We start from the raw sequence: 24,774 nt of genomic DNA on the forward strand, positions 1-24,774 counted from the left end.
CGTCAGTCGATCACCTTCCCTCTTCCGGATTTCACCACGCTGCGGCGCGACTTGTGTTCGAGCCGCCGCTCCTTCGATGCGCGCGTCGGCCGTGTCGCCACACGCGCGCGCGGCGTGAACGCGACGCTGCCGATCAACGCATCGAGCCGCGCGAGCGCTGCCTCGCGGTTTTTCTCCTGGGTGCGGTATTCCTGCGACTTGATCACGACGATGCCGTCGCGCGTGATGCGCTGGTCGGACAGCGCGAGCAGCCGCTCCTTGATGACGGGCGGCAGCGACGACGCGCGGATGTCGAAGCGCAGGTGAATCGCGCTCGATACCTTGTTGACGTTCTGGCCGCCCGCGCCCTGCGCGCGCACGGCGGTCCATTCGACTTCGGCCGGATCGAGCGTGTAGCGGATCATCATCGCGTCGTCTCCTTGCGGCGCCGCGCGAGTGCCTCGTCGACGCGGGCCGCGAGGCCCGAATCGCGTTGCGTGCGCGTCGCGACCGCCTGCGCCAGCACACGCCGCGGGCCGATCACCTGCACGCGCGTACGCGCGCGCGTGACGGCCGTATAGACGAGTTCGCGCGTGAGCACGCGGCTGAACGACGCCGGCAGCACGAGCGCGGCCTCGTCGAATTCGGAGCCTTGCGATTTGTGGACGGTCAGCGCGAACGCCGTTTCGTGCGGCGGCAGCGCTGCAGGCGACACGGCGCGCGCGGAGCCGTCCGCGCGGCGGAACCACACGCGCAGCACGCCGTGCGCGTCCGGCAGCGCGATGCCGATGTCACCGTTGAACAGCCCGAGCGCATAGTCGTTGCGCGTCACCATGATCGGCCGCCCGGTAAACCAGTGTGCGCCGACCGCGAGCGGCACGCGCGCGGCATGTCGCACATGCGTGGCCACCAGCGCATTGACGTGCTCGGCGCCGCGCGAGCCCGTGCGCGTCGCGCACAGGATCCGGAAGCGGTTGAGCGCATCGAACAACGGCAACGGGTCGGGCACCGGCGCGGACAACGCGGCGCGCAACGCATCGAGGTAGGCGCCGAACCGGCGCGCGAGCCGCTCGACCGTCGACGCCGCAAGCGTGTCGCCCGCATCGTCATGAAACGACGCGGCCGCGGCCTCGTCCGTCGGCAACGCGTCGAGCGCGCCCTGCACGTCGCCGCGGCGGATCGCGAGCGACAGGCGGCCGATCGCCGAATCGAGACCGAAGCGGTAATTGCGTTCGAGCCACACGACGCAGTCCGCGAGCGGTGCGGGTGCGGGGAACGCGGCGGCAACGCCTTCGGCGGCGCGCGTTGCAACGGTCGACGCCCATGCCGAATCGCCCGCAGCGGCCGGATCGAACGGCGTGAGCTCGACCGCGTCGAGCCACGCGAGTTCGCCGGCCTCGATCCATGCAGGATCGGTGGCCGCCGAGGTGCGATCGGTGTCGGTCGGTGCAAGCGCCGCAGGCGGCAACGAAGCCGCGGGTGGCGCGGCATCGGCCGGCGAAACCGCTTCAGCCTGCGGCTCGTCGTCGAACAGCGACGCCTGGCGCGTATCCACGTTCCGCCGCGCCGACGCCTTGCGCGCGGGAGCAGCCGGTAACGGAACGGATGCTGGCGCTGGAATTGGCGCGGCAACCGCCCCGGCAGCCCCCGCCGCCTCGCCGTCCGGCACCGGCAACGCCGCGACGAAAGCCGCTTCGTCGATCCCGAGCGCGTCCGCGATGCGCGTGCGCGCCGTGGCGGTAAACGTCGGCCGGGCGCTGAGTTCGGCGAACACGGCGCCGGCCTCGACCGCGGCAAGCTGGTCCTTGTCGCCGAGCAACACGAGCCGAGCGCCGGGCGCGAGCGCATCGAGCAGATGCGCGGCGAGCGCGACGTCGATCATCGACGCCTCGTCGACCACGATCAGGTCGTACGGCAACGGATTGTCGCGATGATGGCGGAAGCCCGCCGCGCCGCCGCCGCCCAGCAGGCGGTGCAGCGTGTACGACGTGTCCGGCAGGCGCGCGGCAAGTTCCGGCGGCAGGTCGCCCGCCCGCGCGTGGAGCGCTTCCTGCATCCGCTGCGCGGCCTTGCCGGTCGGTGCCGCCAGCGCGATGCGCAAGCCCGGATGCGCGTCGAGCAGGCACGCCAGCACGCCGACGACGGTCGTCGTCTTGCCGGTGCCGGGGCCGCCGCTGACAATCGTCACGCGTCCCGTCAGCGCGACGATCGCCGCGACGCGCTGCCAGTCCACGTCGCCCGTCGCGGGCCCGAAGTAACGCGCGAGACTGTCGCGCAACCGGTCCGGCGACAGCGCGTCGCCCGGCGCGGCGACGCCGGCCTGCGCGACGAGCGCATCGGCGAGCCGACGTTCGTAGTCGAAATAGCGCGACAGATACAGATGGTCGAGCCGGTCGACAATCAGCGGCCGCTCGTCGCCGCGCGCGAGCGTGCCGAACGCCACCACGCCGCTCGCGGCAAGCGCCGCGCGCACGTCGTCGACCGGTTCCTCGTAGCGTTGCGCGAGCGCGCCGAGCGACACGCACACGTGACCGCCCGCGGTCGCCCGGCTCGTCGCGAACGCGGCGCGCGCCGCCCAGCGCGCGGCCGCGGCCGGCGCACCCGCGCGGCGCGACAGGTCGCCGATGCGCCGCGCGAACCCTTCCGCGAGCGCGATGCCGAAATCCGCGGGCTCGGGCAGGCGCGCGACGAGGCCACCGGTGAATTCGAGCGTATCGTCGGTGATGTTCATGCGCGGCCCCCTTCCATCATCCGGTCGAGCGCGTCGACGAGTTCGCGCGCGGGCCGCCGCGCATGCACGCCGGCCGGTTCGCCGCCGCTGCGCCAGCCGGGCCGCACGCCGCGCACGAACAGGTACAGGTAGCCCGCCATGTGCGTGTCGTAGTCATAGTCGGGCAGCCGCCCGCGCAGATAGCGATGCAGCGCGACCGTATAGAGCAGTGCCTGCAGGTGATACGCGTGATCGGCCATCGCGACGTCGAGCGCGCGCGGACCATAGGCATCCGGCGTATTGCCGAGGTGGTTCGACTTCCAGTCGACGATCCAGAAGCGGCCGTCGTGTTCGACGATCATGTCGATGAAACCCTTGATGAAACCGGCGAGCATGCCCGCGTCCAGCGCAACGTCCGGATAGCCGTGCGCGACCAGCAACCGGCGCAGCGCGCCCAGCTCGAGCGACGGCGCCGGAAATAGGAAACCCATTTCGTCGAGCCGCCTGGCGGGATCGAGATCCGCAAGCCGCATGCCCGGCACGAGCTCCGTGCGCACGACATCGCCGACGAGCCGCGCCATCATCGCCGGCAGGCGCGTCGCGAGTTCGGGCTCGGCCTCGACCGGCCGGTCGTGCAGCGCGCCGAGCGCCGCCCGGTGCCACGAATCGGGCTCGGTGAACCGGCTGAGTTCGAACAGGCGGTGCAGGCATTCACCCGCTGCCGCACCGCGCGGAAACACGAGGATGTCGTCGTCCGGCGGCTCGACCGCCGGGGTGTCGGCCACGACGAACGCGCCGTCCGGCGCCACGGCGGCAAGCGCATCGTGATCGGGCCGCAGCTCGTCGTCCGGCACGAGCGCGACGCCTGCTTCCTCGCGTGCCATCGACGCGGTCAGCGAACTGAAGCTCGCCATCCGCCACGCGTCGCGCAACACGCGCGTCGCATGACGTGCCGCGAGCGTCTGCGATGCATCGTGCCCGGCCACGAGCCGCTCACGGCGCGCCGGCACCGGCAACGGTGCAACGCTCACGGGCCCGCTCGCGAGTGCTTGCCACGCCGCGTCGAGCGCCGCTTCGTCGGGCGGCTCGTCGAGCCACGCGTCGAACGACTGGCCGGCGCCGGCCACGAGCCAGTTCAGCACGCTGCGCCGCGCCTCGCGGGTCGAGCGCGACGACAGATAAGGCCCGGCGACGAGATAGCACCGATAGACCGCGCGCGTGAGCGCCACGTAGACGAGCCGCGCGCGTTCGGCCGCCTGTTCGCGCAGCGCCTGGCGCGCGGCATGCTCGGCGGCTTCGTCGTCGCACCCGTAATGCAGCACGGCGTCGCCCGCGTCGTCGTGATACTCGCGGGCGTCTGGCAGCGCCGACGCGGGCGGCTCGCGCAGCCCGCCGTCGTTCAGGAACGGACAGAACACGACCGCGTATTCGAGGCCCTTCGACTTGTGCACGGTCACGATCTGCACGAGGTTGCGATCGGATTCGAGACGCAACTGGGCTTCCTCGCCGCCGCCGTCGAGCCGTTGCGCGGCGAGCCAGCGCAGCGTCGGCGCGATGCCCGGCTGCGCGGACGCGCGCGCCTGCGTCAGCTCGGCCAGATGGTTGATGTCGGTCACGCGGCGTTCGCCGTCCGCGCCGGCCATCAGCCGCTCGGCGATCCGCAACTCGCGCGTGAACGTGCGCCACATCACCGCGAAGCCGCGTTCGCGCCACAGCAGCCGATAACGCGAGAAGCGCTCGACCCAGCTCATCGCGTCCGCACTGTCGTCAGCTTCGCGCGACGCGTCGCCGTCGCCCTGCTCCATTCGCCACAGCGCACCCGCATCGAGGCCGAACCAGTCGGCCGCCAGGGCCGCGCGCAGGCGCCGCAGGTCGCCCGGCGCATCGATCGCCGCCAGCACGCGCTCGAGCTGCTCCGCGTCGCCGGTCGAAAACACCGACGCCTGCGCGAGCTCGACGCTGCCGATGCCCCACGTCGCGAGCACGCGCTTCACGAGGCTGCCCTGCCGGTGCGTCTGCACCAGCACCGCGATGTCGCCCGGCGACAGCGGCGTACGCCCGAGCCGCACATGCCCTTCGCGCGCGCCGCGCATCAGCCGGGCAATCTCGGCCGCGCACGCCTGCGCGGCCTGTGCCTGCGCGTCGCGCTTGAGCAGCGTGCCGTCGCCGCCCGGCAGCGCCCAGATCCGGAAATCGCCGGCCGGTCCCGGATCGGTGCCGTCGACGAACGGTGCGCGCACGCGCGTGCCGGCTCGCACCGCGTAATAGTCGAGCCCGTCGAGCACGAACGCGCGCGGGTTCGACATGAAGAAGCGGTTGCACGCATCGACGATCGCCGGCGTCGAGCGCTGGTTGACCGCGAGCGTGTAGCACGCGCTCGCGCTGGCTCGCGCGGCGAGATACGTGTGCAGATCCGCCGCACGGAAGCTGTAGATGGCCTGCTTCGGATCGCCGACGAGAAAGAGCGGGCCGCCCGGCGCGAAGATCCGGTCGAAGATCGCGAACTGCAGCGGGTCGGTATCCTGGAATTCGTCGATCAGCGCGGCCGGATAGCGCGCGCGCAGCGTCTCGGCGAGCCACGGATGCGCATGCAGCGCGTGATACAGGTTCGCGAGCAGGTCGTCGAACGACACGACGCGGCGCGTGCGCTTGCGTTCGGCCAGCGCGCCCGGTGCAGTGTCGAGCCAGTCGGCGATCAGCGCGAGCCAGCGCGCGCGCTGCGCGGCCTCGGCCGCGGCCACCGCCGCTTCGAGCGCATCGGCGACATCGAAGAACGCATGCTCGGGCGTTGCGCCGCCCTTTTTCGTCGCTTTCACGAGCGCGGTGCGCGTGAGCTTGAGCGCCGCCTTCGGCAGCGCGGCCGCGGCATTGCCCTGCGCGAAATGCGCAGACCATGCTGCGAGCGCATCGGCGAGCGCGTCGGGCTTGTGCGAACGCTGGTTGAGCGCGGGCTGCGCGGTGCGCAGCAACGCATCGATCGCATCGCGCTCGGCGGCCCACATCCGTGCGGCCTCCGCAAAGCACTCGGCGGCAGCGGCCTCGGCCGATTCGTCCGGTTCGACGACGCCGTCCCAGCGCAGCGCGGCGAGCGGCTTCTTCAGCCGGCGCGCCAGTTGCGCGTCGAGCGCGGCAGGCCCCGCGCCCGAATCGACGAGCCACGTCGCGAAGCCCGGCCAGCGTGCGGCCAGCGGTTCGACGCGCGTGCGCCAGAAGTCGGCCGCAAGCTCGAAGCGCAGCGCCGCATCGTCGGCCTGCATGTCGAACGCGAACGGCATCGCGGCCGCGAACGGCGCTTCCTGCAGCGCACGCTGGCAAAACGCGTGGATCGTGTGGATCGCCGCCTGGTCGAATGCGCGCAGCGCACGCCGGATCCGCTTCGCGGCAGTCTCGGGGTCGAGCGCGCCGGCTGCGCCGAGCGTCGTCTCGAGCAGGCGCGCGACGAACGGATCGCCGCCGTCGTCCCCGGTATCGAGCGCATGGGCGAGCTGCGCCAGCCGGCCGCGGATCCGTTCGTGCAATTCGGCCGTCGCCGCCTTCGTGAAGGTCACGACGAGGATTTCGTCCGCGCCGAGATCCTTCTCCAGCAACAGGCGCACGTAAAGCGCGCAAATGTTCCAGGTCTTGCCGGTACCGGCCGACGCCTCGATCTGGTTGACGCCGTCGAGCGGGCACGCGAACACGTCGAGTTCGAGCGCCGCCTGCGGCTGGGATGCGGCGCTCATGCGACCTCCTTCAGGTGTTCCAGCATCGGCTCGAACACGAGCCGCGCGAGCGTGCCGAACGGCTCGTCGAGCGACGGATGCGCGCCGCGCCATGCGATCGCGATGGCCGGATCGTCGGCTTCGCTCACCACGCGCTCGTTGATCCATACGCTCGCGGCCTTCGCCTCGCCGTCGGACACGCACGCCCATGCGCTGCGCGGGAAGAAGCGCAGCGGCATGCGCCGCCCCGCGCGAAACAGCGCGGCCAGCGGCGCGAGGCGCTCGAGCGGCGCCGCGACCGGCGTCAGCTCGAAGGCGCCGCCGCTGCCGAACCACAGCGTGCGGCGCGGACCGCCGGGCTCCACCGCGCAATAGACGAGATGCGCGAGCCACGCGGACAGGTAGTCGCGCGCGCTCGGCCGTGCATAGCGATAGATGATCTGGCCGGCCGGCGTCAGCCGGTTCAGCGTGCCGTGCAGCTCGAGCGGCGCACTCACCGCATCGCGCGACAGCATCGCGTCGTCGGCGCCGAACAGCGCGTGGTCGGTGTCGGGCCACGCGGGCGCGATCGCGAGCGTGAACGGCCGCCGTTCCATGCCGTCGGCCAGCGCACGCCGCACGTTCGACGCGAGCTGCGTCATCGAGCCGAGCGCCTGGTCGCGCCACACCGCGCCCGTCGCGCCGCCCGGCAGTTCCGGGCTGGCGTCCGCGATGCGCAGCGCATGATCGTGCACGCCGCCTTCGTCCGATTCGATCAAAAGCGGCAGCACGCGCTCGGCGAGCGCGTCGCTGCCCGCGAAGTCGAGCGCGAACGGTTCGGTATCGAGCAGTTCGGCCTGCGCGTCGGACAGCACGATGCCGAGCCGCGCACGCAGCAGCGCGCGGGCCGGATGCCGCCAGAAACGTTCGAATTCGCTGAACGCGACGGGCTCGACCGGCTCGGCCGGCAGCGGCTGCGCGAAAAACGGCTGCTCGCGCGTCGCGTCGCGCGCGGCTTCGGCTGCCAGCAGCGACGCGAGTGTCGCGCGCTCGGCGTCGTACGAAGCCAGTTCGCTGCCGGGCCGGAAATACTCGGCCGCGAACGGTTGCAGCGGATGTTCGACGATGAACGCGCGCCGCGCGGCATCGACCGCGTCCGGCGCGGCGTCCTCGCCGGCCGTGACGAGCGCGAGATGGTCGAGCAGTTCATCGACGAGCGCCGCGGGCGGCAACGGCGCGTTGTCGCGAATGCTGCGCCCCGTATAGGCAATCAGCAGCCGGTCGCGCGCGGCGAGCAGCAGGTCGAGGAACAGGTTGCGCTCGTCGTCGCGGCGCTGCCGGTCGCCGAGCTTCGGCAACACGGCCATCAGGTCGAACTCGTCCGCGCGGGCGAGGCTCGGCAGCACGCCGTCGTCCATCCCGAGCAGGCACACGACGCGGTACGGCAGCCCGCGCAAGCTCGTCAGCGACGAGAACGTGACGCCGCCCCACGGCACCCCGCCGCGCGCCGGATCGTCGAGCGCGGCGGCCAGCCCCGCGCGCACGACGGCCGCGGGCAACGCCTCGTCGGGCGCGCCTTCCGTCATCGCGGCGAGCATCGCGTCGAGCGCGTCGCGCACGCCCGAGAGCGCATCGGCATACGCGGCGCCTGAGTCGAAGAACCGTGCGAGCGTGTCGGCGAACAGTTCGCTCCATGCGCGCGGCGTGTGTGCGTCGGCAAGCCGTCGCGAGAAGCCGTCGAGATCGTCCGTGAAGCGCGCGAGCCGGCCGAGCAGTTCGGCCTCGCTGCCGGTGGCCGCCTCGATCGGCAGCCACGCGCCGACCGGTGCCGCGCCTTCGGGCATCGCATAGCCGAGGAACAGCCGCGCGAGCGCATCGGAAAACGTATGGCGCGGCGCAGGCACCGCCGCATCGTCGCTCGCCGTCGGCGACAGCCCGCGCCGCGCGCCGGCGGCCGCGAGCCAGGTCTGCACCGTCTCGAGCGCGGCCGCGTCGATGCCGTAACGGGCCGCCACCGCGTCGACGCGCAGCCATTCGACCAGCTCCGGCGCGCCGACCTGCCGTTCCGGCAACGCGAGCCATTCGAGCAGCACGCGCGCGACCGGGTTCGCCTGCGATGGCGGCAGGCCGGTGATCCGGTAAGGCACGCGCGCGCCGCCGGCGCCCGCCGTGCCGAACACGGCATCGATCAGCGGCCCGGCCGCGGCTAGATCGGCGACCGCCACCAGCACATCGGACGGCTGCAGCGTCGCGTCCGCATCGAACCACGCGAGCAGGCGGTCGTGCAGCACCTCGAGCTGGCGCGCGAGGCTGTGGCACACGTGCACCTCGATCCCGCGCTCGACCGGCGCTTCGCCGAGCGCGGCCTCCGGCTGCAGGTCGAGGATCGCGTTCTGTACGCGCGCAAGCCAGGTCGGCGCGGGATTCCCGACGAAACGCGACGCATCGCCCGACGCGGCGCTTTCAGTCAGTTCGTGCAACATGTGCAGCTGCGCCTGCGTCTGCCGGCCCCACTCGGCGAGCAGCGGATGGCCGACTTCCTGGTAGTCGAGCCGGCCGGCCGCGTCGAGCGCCTCGGCATGCGCGGCGGTGACGATGTCGAACCAGAATTCGCGGCACGGGTTGAGCGCATAGACGCGCACGTCGATCCAGCGCGACAGCTCGCGCAGCAGCGCGACGTGCAGCGGCGGCATCGTCGGCAGCGCGAACACGCTGACCGATTCAGGCCAGTCGGCACGCGGGACGGTTTCCGGATCGAGGTTGCGCGCCTCCACGAGGAAGCGATGCGCGGGCGGCGTGCCGCTGTCGCTCAGCTCCGCGAGCAGCGCGCGCCACAGTGCGGCCTGCCAGCGCTCGTCGTCGCGTGCGGCGTCGCTGATCCCGCGCGGCGCGGCGTCGCCCGCGAGCACCGATTCGCCGGCCTGCCATGCGGCCAGCCATTCGGGCCGGTAAGTCAGGTAATGATCGAGCACGGCCGCGACGCGCTGCGCGAGCTCGTAGCGCATTGCATCGTCGGACGCGGACAGATACGCGGCCAGCCGCGGCGACGCGAGCCACGGCGCGCCGCCCGCGCCCTGCGCGAACAGCCGGTAGCAGCGCCACACGAGGCGATCGGGTGCGAACGGCGAGCGTGCCGGCACCGTCAGCACGCGGCCGATCTGCGCCCACAGCCATTGCGCGAGATACGTGAACTCGACGTTCGCGCACACGCCGTGGCGCGCGGCGATGTCGAGTTCCAGACGGCGGCGCAGCGCCGCGCTCGGCACGATGACCTGCTGCGGCGCCCACGGGCCGTTGCGGGCCGGGAACGCGGCCAGGTCGTCGAGCAGCGCGTCGGCCAGCGTCTCGTGACGGTTCGAATAGAAGAGATGGAGCATGAAGCGGGTGTCGGAGCCTCGCGCCGGACGGGCCGGGCGAACGGGAGCACCAAGGATAGCAAAAGGGCCGTTGCGATGAACGTCGTCCGAACGGCCAGGTTTTGCGGACCGCGAAATACGATAGACTCGTCGCCAGTCAATACGCCGCCCCGGGCGTCTTCGTCTGTCATTCAGCCCATCGATGCGCTATTCGGTCGAAATCAGAAAGTTTTTCTACAGCCAGTACTTTTTCGGCGGCTTGCGGATCGCGGTCGGCGTATCGCTGCCGGCCGTGCTGTGCCTGATCGTGTTTCACAACCGGGAGCTCGGCTTCACGATCTCGACCGGCGCGCTCGGCGCGTGCGTCGTCGACATGCCGGGCCCGCTGAAGTACAAGCACAACGAAATGCTCGCGTGCAGCGTGATCGGCTTCCTGGCCGCGCTCGCGACCGGCCTCGCCACGCCGAACATCTTCGCGCTGTGGCTGACGATCGTGCCGCTCACGTTCGTGCTGTCGCTGATCGTCGTCTACGGCAACCGCTGGCCGCAGATCAGCTTCGCGACGCTGTTCATGATGGTGATGACGCTCGAGGAGAAGTTCACGCCGCTGCAGGCGTTCATCAATGCCGGCTGGATTCTCGCGGGCGGCCTCTGGTACACGTACTGGGCGACGCTCGTGTCGCAATGGCAGGCGCGCCGGATCGAGCAGCAGGCGCTCGCCGAAAGCCTGTTCGCGTGCGCCGACTACCTGCTCGCGCGCGCGCGGTTCTACGATCTCGACGCCGATCTCGACGAGTGCTACCGCAATCTCGTCGCGAAGCAGATCACCGCGGTCGAAACGCAGGAAACCGCGCGCGACATCGTGTTGCGCAACCTGCCGAAGCTGCGCCGCGGCAAGCTCGATCCCGGCCGCGCGACGATGTACAACCTGTTCATCAACAGCGTCGACCTGCACGAACTGTTCGTTGGCGCACACACCGACTACCCGCTCATACGCAACACGTTCGGCGGCTCCGACCTGATCATTTTCTATCGCGACCTGATCTGCAAGGCGGCCGCCGATCTCGAGGAGATCGGTCTCGCGGTGCTCGAGAACCGCGCGCCGCATTCGCGCATCAGCGTGAAGGCCGAACTGCGCGCGATCGAGTACGAGATCGAGCTGATGCGCAAGAAGAGCTTCCCGGCCACCAACGCGGAAGCCTACGCGGCCGTGCTCGCGACGTTCCGGCGCATCTGGAGCGCGACGCGCCTGATCGACCGGATGCGCCGCAACCTGTCGGGCCATGCCGACCCGCAGCAGACCGAACTGAAGATCGACAAGGCGCTCACGCGCTTCCTGCAGCGGCGCCGGATGTCGCCGCTGCTGATCTTCTCGAACCTGAACATGCGCTCGCCGAGCTTCCGCCACGCGCTGCGCGTGACGATCGCGGTCGCGGTCGGCTTCTGGCTCGGCCGGCTGCTGCCGCTCACGAACGCATACTGGATCGTGATGACGACCATCATCATCCTGAAGCCCGGCTACTCGCTCACCAAGCAGCGCAACGCGCAGCGTATCGTCGGCACGCTGATCGGCTGCGCGGCGAGCATCGCGCTGATCTACACGGTGAAGGAGCCGCACCTGCTGATCGCGATCATGTTCGGGTCGATGGTGATGAGCTACAGCCTGCTGCTGTTCAACTACGCGGCGAGCGTCGTGTTCACGTCGTCTTATGTACTGCTGATGTTCCACCTGCTCGCGCCGGGCAGCATGCGGATCATCGGCGAGCGCGCGATCGACACGGTGGTCGGCTGCATGATCGCGATCGCCGCGAGCCGCCTGTTCCCGTACTGGGAATACCGGCTGATGGGCAAGCTCGTCACCGACATGCTGACGTCGACCCGCAAGTATTTCGAGGCCGTCTGGCGCGCCGGGCGCGGCGCATCGCCGCCGCCGGTGCCGGCCGCCGACGGCGCGGCGGTCGTGCCGGTCGTCGCCGCGGCGATCGAGACGCCGGCCGCCACCCTCGACGACGACTACCGCTACCGCCTCGCGCGCAAGGACGTGCACATCGCGTTCGCGAACCTCGGCCAGGCGTTCCAGCGGATGATGATCGAGCCGAAGGCGCACCAGCGCTTCGTGCCCGAACTGAACGACCTGCTCGTGCAGACGCACGTGCTCGGCGCGCAGATCACCGCCGCCGCACCGCTGATCCGAAGCGCATGCGCGGCCGACGCGCACCTCGTCCACGACGATGCGCTGCGCCGCGGCCTGTCCGCCGTGCTCGAGAATCTCGAGAAGGCGGAAGCCGGCGAGCCGCCGCCGGCCGACCAGCTCGACGCGACGAAGCAGATCACGCGCGAGCTCGACGCGATGGTCGTGTCCGCGGAAAAATCCGACGCGGTGGGCGCCGAGCTCACGCACGACCTGAAGGTGCTCGCGCACCAGTGCAAGCAGATGCTCGCGTCGTCGCTGCTGATCCGCAAGGACGCAAGCGTCATTCGCCTGCCCGCATGACGGCATGAAGTTGTCCCGCCGCCGGCCGCCCGCGCATGCAAGCGGGCCGGCCGGCGGCGCGCCCCGCTCCCGCAATCCCCTTCCGACGCATGCCCCGCCCGCCCCGCACGCCCCACAGGGCCCGCGCGCCCGCCGCGCGATGGCCCCACGCCCGATTCCGCCGGCTGCGCCAGTCAGGGAATACCCGATTCCGGTCACATGGCCCGGCTTGTTATCATTCGTTCACATTTAAGTTGTATAGACAACTTGAGCCATCGGGACCGGCCCCGCTTGCCCGGTCCGTCGCATAAAACGATATCGGAGACTCGATGAAAAACTTGCAGCGCCACCTGAGCGCGCGGCACATCCGCTTTCTCGCGCTGGGCTCGGCGATCGGCACCGGCCTGTTCTACGGCTCGGCGTCCGCGATCCAGCTCGCGGGCCCGGCGGTGATCCTGGCCTATATCCTGGGCGGCGCGGCCGTCTACATGGTGATGCGCGCGCTCGGCGAGATGGCCGTGCGCGAGCCCGTCGCGGGCTCGTTCGGCCACTACGCGACGGAAAACCTCGGGCCGTTCGCGGGCTTCGTCACCGGCTGGACCTACACGCTCGAAATGGTGATCGTCGCGATCGCCGACATCACCGCGTTCGGCATCTACATGGGCTTCTGGTTTCCGGACGTCCCGCAATGGATCTGGGTGCTCGGCGTCGTCGCGGTCATCTGCGGGCTGAACCTGTGCCACGTGAAGGTGTTCGGCGAGCTCGAATTCTGGCTGTCGATCATCAAGGTCGGCGCGATCGTCGCGATGATCGGCGGCGGCGTCGCGATCCTGCTGAGCGGCATGCATTTCGGCCATTCGGCCGACGTGCCGACGTTCGCGAACCTGTGGAACCATGGCGGCTTCTTCCCGAACGGGATCGGCGGGTTGGTCGCGTCGCTGTCGGTCGTGATCTTCGCGTACGGCGGCATCGAGGTGATCGGGATGAGCGCCGGCGAGGCGAAGGACCCGGAGCGCGTGATTCCGCGCGCGATCAACGCGGTGCCCGCGCGCATCCTGCTGTTCTACGTGCTGACGATGGTCGTGCTGATGTCGATCAGCCCGTGGACCGGCGTCGGCGGCGACGGCAGCCCGTTCGTGCAGATCTTCTCGGCGCTCGGCGTGAAGTCGGCCGCGACGATCCTCAACCTCGTGGTGATCAGCGCGGCGATCTCGGCGATCAACAGCGACATCTTCGGCGCGGGCCGGATGATGTTCGGGATGGCGCGGCAGGGCCAGGCGCCGCGCGTGCTGATGACGACGTCGCGGCACGGCGTGCCGTGGGTCACGGTGCTCGTGATGGCCGGCGCGCTGCTCATCGGCGTGCTGCTCAACTACCTGATGCCGAAGGACGTGTTCCTGGTGGTCGCGGCGATCGCGACGTTCGCGACCGTGTGGGTGTGGCTGATGATCCTGCTGTCGCAGGTCGCGATGCGCCGTCGCCTGTCGAGCGCGGAAGTCGCGGCGCTGAAGTTCAAGGTGCCGCTGTGGCCCGTCGCGCCCGCGCTGACGATCGCGTTCATGGGCTTCGTGATCGTGATGCTCGGCTGGTTCGAGGATACGCGTGTCGCGCTCTACGTCGGCGCGGCCTGGCTCGCGCTGCTCGCGGCCGTGTTCTACGCACGGATCCGCCCGAAGTTTGCGCCTGCGTCACGATGACGCACGCCTGATCCTTGCATGCGGCGCGCCGGCTTCGGCGCCCGCGTCTCTCCCGGCGCGGCGCGGCGCCTCGCGCATCGGCCGCCGCTGCTTCTACCCTTCCCGCCGTTTCCGCGCATCGCCGGCTGCCCGACCGGGCCACGCAGCGGTCATGCGCATCCGCGTCGGCATCCGCGTCGGCATCCGCATCCGCATCCGCGTCGGCGTCAGCGCCAGCGCCAGCGCCAGCGCCAGCATCAGCGTCAGTGCGACGCTGCGCTCGCGGCCTCGGCCGGATGGGCCTCGTCGTACGCACGCTTCTGCGAGATCGCGTTGTACAGGATCGTCCCGATCACGAACAGCACGACCACGACGATCAGGATGCTCACGTTGCGGACAGGGTTCTTCTTGCGCTGATCGTTCATGGTCGGTGCGGCTCCGTCGAATTCGTTGAAGCGGGCATTCTACGCGCTTGCGCCCGTGCCGCGACGCCCCGTCTCCGTGTCCCTCCCCGTTCCTTCCGCATCACTTTCCACCACCTTTCATTTGATAATCATTCCCATTTCGATCTAGAATCCGAAATCTTTCGCTTTGTAATGTTTCGGGTCGCTCGGGCGGCAGGCACGCCCCGGAACGCTTCCTCGTCCGCCTGCCTCATCGGAGTCTCCATGTCGAATCCGCGCACCCGCCTGCTGCCGCTCGCCGGCGCCCTCGCCCTTGCCGCCGCGTTCGCGCCGCTGGCCCACGCGGCCGAGGAAGTGAGCCTGTACACCACCCGCGAACCGAAGCTGATCCAGCCGCTGATCGACGCGTTCACGAAACAGAGCGGCGTCAAGGTCAATACGGTGTTCGTGAAGGACGGCCTGCTCGAGCGCGTGAAGGCGGAAGGCGCGCAGTCGCCGGCGGACGTGCTGATGACGGTCGACATCGGCAACCTGCTCGATCTCGTCGACGGCGGGCTCGCGCAGCCGGTGCGCTCGAAGGTGCTCGACGACGCGATCCCCGCGAACCTGCGCGGCGCGCAGGGCGACTGGTACGCGCTGTCGCTGCGCGATCGCGTGCTGTACGTGGAGAAGGACCTGAAGGTCGACGCGTTCCGCTACGAGGATCTCGCCGATCCGAAATGGAAGGGCAAGGTCTGCATCCGCTCGGGGCAGCATCCGTACAACACGGCACTCGTCGCGGCGATGATCGCGCACGACGGCGAAGCCGCGACCGAAAAGTGGCTGCGCGGCGTGAAGGCGAACCTCGCGCGCAAGGCGACGGGCGGCGACCGCGACGTCGCGCGCGACATTCTCGGCGGCATCTGCGACGTCGGCCTCGCGAACGCGTACTACGTCGGTCACATGAAGAACGCAGAAGCCGGCAGCGACGCGCGCAAGTGGGGCGACGCGATCAAGGTCGTGCGGCCGACGTTCGCGAACGCGAAGAGCGGCGGCACGCACGTCAACATCAGCGGCGCGACGGTCGCGAAGCACGCGCCGCACAAGGCCAACGCGGTGAAGCTGCTCGAGTACCTCGTGTCGCCGGAAGCGCAGGCGCTGTATGCGCAGGCGAACTACGAATACCCGGTGCGCGCGAACGTGAAGCTCGACCCGGTGATCGCGAGCTTCGGCACGCTGAAGGTCGACCCGCTGCCGCTGGCCGACATCGCGAAGCACCGCAAGGCGGCCAGCCAGCTCGTCGACAAGGTCGGCTTTGACAACTGATGCAGCGTTCGTGCGCGCGCGCCGCCGGCCGCTCGGTTCGCGCGCGGGGAGCCTCTGGCTGGGCGCGGCCGTCGCGATCGCCGCGGTGGTCGCCGCGCCGCTCGCGGTGCTGGTCGCCGCCGCGCTCGGCGCCGATCTCGCGCACTGGCAGCACCTCGCCGAATTCGTGCTGCCGCAGGCGCTCGCCAATACGCTGCTGCTGCTCGCGGGCGTCGGCGCGATTGTCACGATAGTCGGCACCGGCTGCGCGTGGCTCGTCACCGCGTACGATTTTCCGGGCCGCCGGATGCTGACCTGGGCGCTGCTGCTGCCGCTCGCGGTGCCCACCTACATCGTCGCGTTCGCGTATCTCGACCTGCTCCACCCGATCGGCCCCGTGCAGGGCGCGATCCGCTGGCTGCTCGGCTTCGACAGCCCGCGCCAGTTCCGCCTGCCCGACCTGCGCTCGCTACCCGGCGCGATCTTCGTGCTCGGCTTCGTGCTGTATCCGTATGTGTACCTGAGCACGCGCGCGATGTTCGTCACGCAGTCCGCGAGCCTGCTCGAAGCCGCGCGCACGCTCGGCGCCGGACGCATCGCGACGTTCTGGCGCGTCGTCGTCCCGCTCGCGCGGCCCGCGATCGCGGTCGGCGTGAGCCTCGCACTGCTCGAAACGCTGAACGACATCGGCGCATCGGAATTCCTCGGCGTGCAGACGCTGACCGTATCGGTCTACACCACGTGGATCACGCGCTCCGATCTCGCGGGCGCCGCGCAGGTGGCGCTCGCGATGCTCGCGATCGTGGTCGGCATGATCGTGCTCGAACGCCACGGACGCCGCCGCCAGCGCTACGCGCACGGCCGCCGCATGCGTCCGCTCGCACCGCGCAAGCTGACGGGCGCGGCCGCGTGGAGCGCCGCCGCGCTCGGCTGGCTGCCGGTGCTGCTCGGCTTCGGCGCGCCGGCCGCGTACCTCGCGGTCGAGACCGGCAAGCGGCTGCATCTCGTCGGCGGCGTATCCGCGCAGTTGCTGACCGGGCTTGCGAATACGCTGACGATCGCCGCCGCCGCAACAGTCACGACGCTCGCATGCGGGCTGGTCGTCGCGTGGGCGGCGCGCGCGCAGCGCGACAGCGCGCGCGCGGGCCCGGCCCGCGTGTGCGCGCGAATCGCGAGCCTCGGCTACGCGGTGCCGGGCACCGTGCTCGCGATCGGCCTGCTGATCCCGTTCGCGGCCGCCGACCGGCTGCTGGGTGCCGCGCTCGGCCGCGACGGGCTGCTGCTGACGGGGTCGGCGGCCGCGCTCGTGATCGCGTACACCGTGCGCTTTCTCGCGATCTCGGCCGGCAGCATCGAAGCCGGCCTCGCGCGCATTCCGCCGTCGCTCGAACAGGCCGCGCGCTCGCTCGGCGAGACGGCCGGCGGCACGCTGCGCCGCGTGCACCTGCCGCTGCTGCGGCCCGCGCTCACGACGAGCGCGCTGCTCGTCTTCGTCGATGCGATGAAGGAGCTGCCGGCGACGCTGCTGCTGCGTCCGCTGAATTTCGACACGCTCGCGACCTGGCTGTATGCGGAAGCCGCGCGCGGCACCTACGAGGAAGGCGCGGTCGCCGCGCTCGCGATCGTGCTGGCCGGGCTCGTGCCCGTGATCCTGCTCGCGCGCACCCGTCACAAGATCGGAGCCTGACACCGTGAACCTGCTCGAACTCGACGACCTCTGCGTCGCCTACGATACGCCGCACGGCCGCCGCTCGGTGGTCGACGGGCTGAGCCTCGCGCTGCCGCGCGGCGACATCGGCTGCCTGCTCGGTGCATCGGGCTGCGGCAAGACCACCGTGCTGCGCGCGATCGCGGGCTTCGAGCCCGTGCGCATGGGGCGCATCGTGCTGGACGGCACGCTCGTCTCCGCACCGTCGCTCGACGTGCCGCCCGAGCGGCGGCGCATCGGCATGATGTTCCAGGACTATGCGCTGTTCCCGCACCTGAGCGCGGCCGACAACGTCGCGTTCGGCCTGCGGCGCATGCCGAAGGCCGAGCGGCGCGCCCGCGTCGCGGACCTGCTCGAACTCGTCGGCCTCGCCGCGTCAGGCAGCGCGTATCCGCACGAACTGTCGGGCGGCCAGCAGCAGCGCGTCGCCCTCGCCCGCGCGCTCGCGCCGTCGCCTGAGCTGCTGCTGCTCGACGAGCCGTTCTCGAATCTCGACGTCGATACGCGCGAGCGGCTCGCATTCGAGCTCCGCGACATCCTCAAGCGCACGGGTCACACCGCAATCCTCGTCACGCACAACCAGGCTGAAGCGTTCGCGATCGCCGACCGGATCGGCGTGATGAACGACGGCCGGCTCACGCAATGGGACACGCCGTACGCGCTGCATCACCATCCGGCCAGCCCGTTCGTCGCGGAGTTCGTGCGCCGCGACGCGCTGGCGGACGAACGTGCACGCGCCATGTCGCGCGGCCGCTGAGCGGGCCATTACGACGACGGCGAGCCTCGGCGGCAAGAACACGCAATCCACCCTCCCGTACCGACGCGATGCATTGCCGTTCCGCGCGCTACGCCGGCTCGGCCAGATCGCGCACCGGCAGCGCGGTCGAATACTTGATCTGCTCCATCGCGAACGACGAGCTCACGTCGAACAGCGGCACCGCGCGGATCAGTTGCTTGTACACGCGATCGAAATCGTCGATGCCGGCCACCACCACCCGCAGCAGATAGTCGGTCTCGCCGCTCATCCGGTAGACCTCGACGACTTCCGGCATGTCGCACACGACCTGCGTGAAACGCTGCGCCCACTCCTCGGTGTGCTGGTTCGTGCGGATCGCGACGAACACGGTCGTGCCGACCCCGAGCTTGCGCGGATCGCACAGCGCGACCTGCGCGCGGATCGCGCCGGCTTCCTTGAGCCGCTGCACGCGCTTCCAGCAGGGCGTCTGCGACAGGTTCACGCGCTGCGCGAGTTCCGCGATCGGCAATGTGGCATCTGCCTGCAACAGCTCCAGCAGCTTGCGATCGATGGCATCCATTTACCCAGTCCCTCGTAGATAGAAATTTTTTCTATACATCCCGCATGACGGGGAACAATATGGAAACCGCTGCGCGGCGTCGACCGGGATAAATACCAATCAGGCGGGGAAGGATCCGCGTCGCGCACGGATCGCGTGCACGTCGGTCCATGAATCATCGGCGCCCATACGAAAACGGGCGATTCCACCCGTCGAGATGGAATCGCCCGTGGTCACTGCGACTGCGCTGCCCGCCGCGCGCCGCTCACGGCGAATGCGGCACTTGCGTGCCGCCTCGCCACGATGCCGCTCAATACGCGACGGTCGCGATCTCGCGCACGAAGCTGTCTTGCTCGAGCGCATCGACGAACGCGACCGCATAGTCTTCCGCCGAGATCTTGCTGTTGCCCTGCGCGTCCACGATCAGCTTGCCGACGCCCGTGCGGAACGTGCCCGTGCGCTCGCCCGGTGCGATCAGCGCGGCCGGCGCGAAGAACGTCCAGTCGAGATCGCCGACCGTCTTCAGATAGTCGAGCGCATCGCGGTGCGCGAGCGCGACCGCCTTGTACGCGTCCGGGAAACCTTCGGTGTCGACCAGCTGCTTGCCCGGCGCGACCTCGAGCGACCCGGCGCCACCCACCACCACGAGCCGCTTCAGGCCCGCCTGGCGCGTGCTTTCCACCAGCGCCTTCGCCGCGGCGACGACCTTGGCGGGATCGTCCTGTTTCGGGCTGTACGCGCTGGCGACGACGTCGTGGCCCGGCAGCGCGGCCACGATGCTGGCCGCATCGAACAGGTCGGCCGCCTTCGCGGTGATGCCGTCGGCCGCCGCCCCCGGATGGCGCGACAGCGCGGTCACGCGATGGCCGCGGCGCGCGGCTTCCGCGGCAATGCGCGAACCGATCATCCCGGTGGCGCCAAACAGTGCGATGTTCAAGGAACGTTGCGTCATGTCGATTCTCCAGAAATAAATAAGTAACTACAGCAATTACATATAAGACCGAAAAAAAACGGAGCCGCACTCCGTCGCGCCGGGCGCCGCGCAATGCGCGCCATCCGGCCTCCTGCCCTGCCTCATCCGCTGCCTGCGCTCAGCCGCTCGCGCTCCCCGCCGGCCGGCCGCGCTGCTCCGATGCGAGCACGTCGGCCGTGACGTCCGCCAGCGTGCGCGTGGCAAGCGATGCTTCCATCGCGCGCTGCGCGTCGCCGATATAGTCGATCAGCACGCCCTGGATGTGCCGCCCGACGAGACACGCGGGATTCGGCGCCTCGCGGTGCAGCGCGAACAGCTGCGCGTCGTCGACCGCGCGATACACGTCGAGCAGCGTGATCTCGCCCGGCTCGCGCGCCAGCAGCGCCCCGCCGCCCGCGCCGAGCTGCGACGTGGTCAGCCCCGCGGCCGCCAGCATCGACAACAGACGGCGAATCAGCGCCGGATTCGTGTTCACGCTGCCCGCGATGATGTCGGACGACAGCGGCGCGCCTTCCTGCATCGACAGCAAGGCGAGCACGTGAACGGCAAACGCGAACCGGCTGCTGGTATTCATTCCTCACTCACTCGGCGACGCCGGCCCGAACCGCAGCCGGCGACAATGTGTAACCACTATAATTACATTTCTCGGATTGCGCAAGGCCCGCTACTCGCCGCTGGCCGGCTTCGCACCCGATGCGTTCTGCTGGCTCCACTGCTGGAGCTTCTTGCCGGCCTCCGCGATCTTCGCGCCGGCTTCCGATGCCGCGTGCGCGACGACCGCGGAAGCGGCCGCATCGATCTGCGCCTGCGCGGCGGACGCGAGGCCGCTCGCCGACAGCGGCGGCACCGCCGATGCCGCGCTCGCGATGCCGGCCTTCGCGGCATTGATCTGCTGGTTGACGGTGCTCGCCACCTGGTCGAGCGCCTTGGCCGCGTTGTTCGCGGCGTCGGCGGCCGCGCTCGCGGCCGTATCGGGTTGCGTGGCCGGCGTGCCGGACTTCTCGCAGCCTGCGAGCAACAACAGCGCGCCGACGGCCGCGGCCGCCAGCAGGGACCCGGGCGTGCGACGCGCCCGCGAAGTCTTCATCTTCATCAGCAATCTCCGGCCGTGCGCCGCACGGCCTGCAGGGTTGGACCGGTGTCGATGATACCGCCTCCGCAACGGGGCCAACGCCGACTCCCGATTAAGAATGCCTTTCAATTTCGGAATTGTCTGATTCAATCGCACGCGCGCCGACACTGAATTGGGCAGGCTCCAATCCGCTCTACGCGCTTTCCGCTTCCTTCATGGCTTTCCTCATCGACTGGTTCATCACGCTGGCCGCCGTGCTCGCCGCCACCCTGTTCCTGTGTCTTCGCGCCCCCTCCGCGACACGCCTGCGTGATGCCGGGCACAGGCGCCGCGTCGCGTGCGCCCGGCTGCTCGCGCAGGCGGTGATCGGCTTCTGGACGGCCGCGCTGATCGTCCAGCAAGGCATCCTCGGCGCCGACGGCGACGACCCGTCGCGCGCGGGCCTCGCCGCGCTGTCGTTCGCGGCGCTCGGGCTCTCGAGCGTCGCCGTCTACTGGTGCGCCAGCGCGTGGCGCTGCGGCGCCCGCGCGCGCTGTTCATGCGCCGCTGACGCGCCACACCGGTGCATCGCGGCGCACCACGCCGCACCGCGGCGCGCATCGAACGCACCAGTTGCGCACGCATCGCACCACGCACGTGCATTCGTTATGGCAGCCGCGGCGCATGCGGCCTGCCCCGCCATCGTGCAGGCATCACCGGAATGCCGCACCAAACGGCCCTCTGCACCAATTGCACGCAGCCGTTCACCAAGTTGGCCCGATACTTGCATTCCTCGCCCGTTTTTTGCGCAAGGAAGCCACGGCATGGATGGTCTGAAATCCGGCGTCGATACACTGTTCCTGTTGATCGGCGCCGTCATGGTGCTCGCGATGCACGCGGGCTTCGCATTTCTCGAGCTCGGCACGGTCCGCAAGAAGAACCAGGTCAACGCGCTCGTGAAGATCCTGGTCGACTTCTCGGTGTCGACGCTCGCGTACTTCCTCATCGGCTATACGATCGCGTACGGCGTCGAGTTCTTCGACGACATCGGCACGCTGTCGCAGCACAACGGCTACGCGCTCGTGCGCTTCTTCTTCCTGCTGACGTTCGCGGCGGCGATCCCCGCGATCGTGTCCGGCGGCATCGCGGAGCGCGCGAAATTCAATCCGCAGCTCGTCGCGACGCTGATCATCGTCGGCTTCATCTATCCGTTCTTCGAAGGGATCGCATGGAACGAGCGCTTCGGCGTGCAAGCCTGGCTCACGCACGCATTCGGCGCACCATTCCACGATTTCGCGGGCTCGGTCGTCGTGCACGCGTTCGGCGGCTGGGTCGCGCTGCCGGCCGTGCTGCTGCTCGGCGCCCGCCACGGCCGCTATGCGAAGGACGGCCGGATCGCCGCGCATCCGCCGTCGAACATCCCGTTCCTCGCGCTCGGCGCGTGGGTGCTCGCGGTCGGCTGGTTCGGCTTCAACGTGATGAGCGCGCAGACGCTCGACAAGATCAGCGGCCTCGTCGCCGTGAACTCGCTGATGGCGATGGTCGGCGGCACGCTCGCCGCGTGGATGGCCGGCCGCAACGATCCGGGCTTCACGTACAACGGCCCGCTCGCGGGCCTCGTCGCCGTCTGCGCGGGCTCCGACGTGATGCACCCGATCGGCGCGCTCGTCACGGGTGCCGCGGCCGGCGCACTGTTCGTCGCGATGTTCACCTGCGTGCAGAACAAGTGGCGCATCGACGACGTGCTCGGCGTGTGGCCGCTGCACGGGATGTGCGGCGCGCTCGGCGGCCTCGCGGCCGGCGTGTTCGGGCAACCCGCGTTCGGCGGCCTCGGCGGCGTGTCGTTCGTGTCGCAGCTGATCGGCACGCTCGGCGGCATCGCGATCGCCAGCGCGGGCGGCACGCTCGTGTACGGCGCGCTGAAGGCGACCGTCGGGCTGCGCCTCGATCGCGAAGCCGAATTCGACGGTGCCGACCTGTCGATCCACCGCATCTCGGCGACGCCCGAGCGCGACTGAGCGCAAACGCTTGCGACCGGCGTCCGGCAGCCCGCCTGACGGACGCCCGACACATCATTACGTTTTCTATTCAAAAAACTTTCATCTAGCGTCCCTACACTTCGGTCCAGTTTTCAACTTGCCTTCGCCTTGCTTGCTGATCGCCTGCTTCGCAGAAGGCCATTCTTCCAATATCTGAAACTGGACTCCACATGCCCGCGTTGCCCAATGCTTCCCGTCGTCAGGCCCTGAAGATCCTCGCCGGCGCGCCCATGCTGCCCCTCTCCGGCCTCGCGCTGCCGGCCCTGCTGACCGGCTGCGGCGGCGACGACAATCCGGTGGCGGCGACGCCGGCCGCCGCGTACACGTCGGCGACGTTCTCGGCGATGGCCGCGCCCACGCTCGACAACGCGGCCGCAATGGCCACGACGACGGTCGGCTCGACGCTGTCGGTGTCGTTCTCGGACGGCTCGTCGCGCAACTTCAAGCTCGCGTACCGGCCGTTCTTCGTGACCGGCGACATGGTGCCGGACGGCAAGGGCGGCACGACCCTCGCGGGCGGCTATTACGACATCAACAACCAGCCGATCATCGACCGCTCGGTGGCGGGCAAGGAGCGCCAGTTCTACTCGGACTGCCCGGACGGCAGCTCGCTGCTGACGCTGAAGAACGCGAGCGTTGCCGGCGTGAAGGGCAACACGGTGTTCGCGGTCGTGCAGTTCGAATACACGACGCGCGACCAGGCAAGCGCGTCACAGTACGGCCAGCTGCCGTCGCCGATCGCGGTGATCACGCTCGACCAGGATCCGTCCAGCGGCGCGCTGAAGGTCGTCAAGTATCACAACGTCGACACGTCGAAGGCGCACGGCCTGTGGATCACGTGCGGCGCGAGCCTGTCGCCGTGGGGCACGCACCTGTCGAGCGAGGAATACGAGCCGGATGCGACGAAGGCCGCGACCGACGCCCAGTTCAAGGCATTCAGCCGCAACACGTTCGGCGACGAGACGAAGGCGAACCCCTACCACTACGGCCACCTGCCCGAGATCACGGTGAATCCGGACGGCACCGGCACGGTGAAGAAGCACTACTGTCTCGGCCGCATCTCGCACGAGCTGATCCAGGTGATGCCGGACCAGCGCACCGTGATGATGGGTGACGACGCCACCAACGGCGGCCTGTTCATGTTCGTCGCCGACAAGGCGGCCGACCTGTCGGCCGGCACGCTGTACGTCGCGAAGTGGACGCAGACGTCGTCCGCCGGCGCGGGCAGCGCGACGCTCACGTGGATCAAAATCGGCCACGCGACGAGCAGCGAGATCGAGACGCTCGCGAACACGCTGAAGGCGTCGGACATCATGGACCTGACGACGACCGACCCGAACGACGCGAGCTACACGAAGATCCACTTCGGCGGCAAGTTCAACTGGATGCGCGTGAAGCCCGGGATGGAAAAGGCGGCCGCGTTCCTCGAGACGCACCGCTACGCGGCGCTGATCGGCGGCAGCATGGCGTTCACGAAGCTCGAAGGCACGACGGTCAACGCGAAGGACAAGATCGTCTACACGGCGATGTCGCGGATCGAGACGTCGATGGTCCGGGGCAATGCGGTGTCGCGCGACGTCGCGGTGGACAAGAAGATCGCCGCGGGCGCCGTCTATGCGCTGAACCTGAAGGCCGGCCAGCGCGACAAGTCGGGCAGCGCGATCGACAGCGAGTGGGTGCCGGTCGACATGAGCGCGCCGGCCGCGCTCGTCGGCGAGGACCTCGCCGCGGCCGATGCGCTCGGCAACCTCGCGAACCCGGACAAGATCGCGAACCCCGACAACCTGAAGTTCTCCGAAAAGCTGCGCACGCTGTTCATCGGCGAAGACTCGGGCATGCACGTGAACAACTTCCTGTGGGCGTACAACGTCGACACGAAATCGCTCGCGCGCGTGCTGTCGTGCCCGGCCGGCGCCGAATCGACGGGCCTGCACGCGGTCGACGAGATCAACGGCTGGACCTACGTGATGAGCAACTTCCAGCACGTGGGCGACTGGGAGACGCCGCTGCACGACAAGGTCAAGGCGACGCTCGACCCGCTGGTGCGCGCGAACTACAAGGACCGCTTCGGCGCGAGCGTCGGCTACCTGACAGCCGAGCCGACCAGCATCAAGCTCGCGAAGGCCTGAGCCTCTGGCCGGGCGTC

General features: G+C 69.7%; 16 protein-coding genes. 7 read left to right on the forward strand and 9 right to left on the reverse strand.

Going from position 1 to position 24,774, the window contains the following annotated elements:
- Positions 1 to 2 precede the first annotated feature (2 nt).
- From arfB to recC, 4 genes are read right to left on the reverse strand one after another with little or no spacing between them, the layout of a single operon-like run.
- A complete protein-coding gene (gene arfB, locus U4Z31_RS25815) occupies positions 3 to 407 on the reverse strand; it encodes an alternative ribosome rescue aminoacyl-tRNA hydrolase ArfB (protein ID WP_044848015.1) in 405 nt (134 codons plus the stop codon).
- Positions 404 to 2,710, reverse strand: coding sequence for an AAA family ATPase (locus U4Z31_RS25820; protein WP_321811747.1), 2,307 nt, complete (start codon positions 2,708 to 2,710; stop codon positions 404 to 406). Before U4Z31_RS25820 ends, arfB begins: the two co-directional genes overlap by 4 nt.
- The gene (gene recB / locus U4Z31_RS25825) at positions 2,707 to 6,411 is read right to left on the reverse strand and encodes an exodeoxyribonuclease V subunit beta (protein ID WP_321811748.1); all 3,705 of its coding nucleotides are present in this window, start codon (positions 6,409 to 6,411) and stop codon (positions 2,707 to 2,709) included. The genes U4Z31_RS25820 and recB overlap by 4 nt, the downstream gene beginning before the upstream one ends.
- A complete protein-coding gene (gene recC / locus U4Z31_RS25830) occupies positions 6,408 to 9,746 on the reverse strand; it encodes an exodeoxyribonuclease V subunit gamma (protein ID WP_321811749.1) in 3,339 nt (1,112 codons plus the stop codon). Before recC ends, recB begins: the two co-directional genes overlap by 4 nt.
- 181 nt (positions 9,747 to 9,927) lie before the next feature.
- Here recC and U4Z31_RS25835 point away from each other — a divergent pair, with 181 nt between their 5' ends.
- Together U4Z31_RS25835 and U4Z31_RS25840 are read left to right on the forward strand one after the other, a co-directional pair.
- Complete coding sequence (locus U4Z31_RS25835) at positions 9,928 to 12,219, forward strand: FUSC family protein (RefSeq protein WP_321811750.1); 2,292 nt, start codon at positions 9,928 to 9,930, stop codon at positions 12,217 to 12,219.
- A 308-nt stretch (positions 12,220 to 12,527) separates the two neighbouring features.
- A complete protein-coding gene (locus U4Z31_RS25840) occupies positions 12,528 to 13,895 on the forward strand; it encodes an amino acid permease (protein WP_321811751.1) in 1,368 nt (455 codons plus the stop codon).
- A gap of 242 nt (positions 13,896 to 14,137) precedes the next feature.
- On the opposite strand, the gene U4Z31_RS25845 is transcribed toward U4Z31_RS25840, so the two are convergent.
- Positions 14,138 to 14,299, reverse strand: coding sequence for a hypothetical protein (locus tag U4Z31_RS25845; RefSeq protein ID WP_124487525.1), 162 nt, complete (start codon positions 14,297 to 14,299; stop codon positions 14,138 to 14,140).
- 243 nt (positions 14,300 to 14,542) lie between these two features.
- On the opposite strand from U4Z31_RS25845, the gene U4Z31_RS25850 reads away from it, so the two are divergent.
- Genes U4Z31_RS25850 through U4Z31_RS25860 form a run of 3 tightly spaced genes read left to right on the forward strand, consistent with a single transcriptional unit; the run spans position 14,543 to position 18,027 of the window.
- A complete protein-coding gene (locus U4Z31_RS25850) occupies positions 14,543 to 15,583 on the forward strand; it encodes a Fe(3+) ABC transporter substrate-binding protein (RefSeq protein WP_321801323.1) in 1,041 nt (346 codons plus the stop codon).
- The gene (locus U4Z31_RS25855) at positions 15,573 to 17,249 is read left to right on the forward strand and encodes an iron ABC transporter permease (RefSeq protein ID WP_321811752.1); all 1,677 of its coding nucleotides are present in this window, start codon (positions 15,573 to 15,575) and stop codon (positions 17,247 to 17,249) included. The genes U4Z31_RS25850 and U4Z31_RS25855 overlap by 11 nt, the downstream gene beginning before the upstream one ends.
- A gap of 4 nt (positions 17,250 to 17,253) precedes the next feature.
- Complete coding sequence (locus U4Z31_RS25860; RefSeq protein ID WP_321811753.1) at positions 17,254 to 18,027, forward strand: ABC transporter ATP-binding protein; 774 nt, start codon at positions 17,254 to 17,256, stop codon at positions 18,025 to 18,027.
- Between the two features lie 88 nt (positions 18,028 to 18,115).
- Here the strand turns inward: U4Z31_RS25860 and U4Z31_RS25865 are convergent, their stop codons facing one another.
- The 4 genes from U4Z31_RS25865 to U4Z31_RS25880 form a co-directional block, all read right to left on the reverse strand.
- A complete protein-coding gene (locus U4Z31_RS25865) occupies positions 18,116 to 18,586 on the reverse strand; it encodes an Lrp/AsnC family transcriptional regulator (RefSeq protein ID WP_321811754.1) in 471 nt (156 codons plus the stop codon).
- A 289-nt stretch (positions 18,587 to 18,875) separates the two neighbouring features.
- Positions 18,876 to 19,517, reverse strand: a complete 642-nt coding sequence (locus tag U4Z31_RS25870) for an NAD(P)-dependent oxidoreductase (protein ID WP_321811755.1) — start codon at positions 19,515 to 19,517, stop codon at positions 18,876 to 18,878.
- Between the two features lie 139 nt (positions 19,518 to 19,656).
- Positions 19,657 to 20,112 (reverse strand): Rrf2 family transcriptional regulator, encoded by a 456-nt coding sequence (locus U4Z31_RS25875; RefSeq protein WP_044848026.1) that lies wholly within the window; start codon positions 20,110 to 20,112, stop codon positions 19,657 to 19,659.
- A gap of 90 nt (positions 20,113 to 20,202) precedes the next feature.
- Positions 20,203 to 20,631 (reverse strand): hypothetical protein, encoded by a 429-nt coding sequence (locus U4Z31_RS25880; RefSeq protein WP_321811756.1) that lies wholly within the window; start codon positions 20,629 to 20,631, stop codon positions 20,203 to 20,205.
- 782 nt (positions 20,632 to 21,413) lie between these two features.
- On the opposite strand from U4Z31_RS25880, the gene U4Z31_RS25885 reads away from it, so the two are divergent.
- Both U4Z31_RS25885 and U4Z31_RS25890 read left to right on the forward strand, forming a co-directional pair.
- Positions 21,414 to 22,607 carry an ammonium transporter gene (locus tag U4Z31_RS25885; protein ID WP_321811757.1) on the forward strand — a complete coding sequence of 398 codons (1,194 nt, stop codon included), beginning with the start codon at positions 21,414 to 21,416 and terminating at the stop codon, positions 22,605 to 22,607.
- Positions 22,608 to 22,798: 191 nt separating this feature from the next.
- Positions 22,799 to 24,757: a PhoX family protein gene (locus tag U4Z31_RS25890; RefSeq protein WP_321811758.1), complete on the forward strand. Its 1,959-nt coding sequence runs from the start codon at positions 22,799 to 22,801 to the stop codon at positions 24,755 to 24,757.
- Positions 24,758 to 24,774 lie beyond the last annotated feature (17 nt).

This window comes from Burkholderia sp. BCC1985 (genome assembly GCF_905339915.1).
Classification (GTDB): domain Bacteria; phylum Pseudomonadota; class Gammaproteobacteria; order Burkholderiales; family Burkholderiaceae; genus Burkholderia.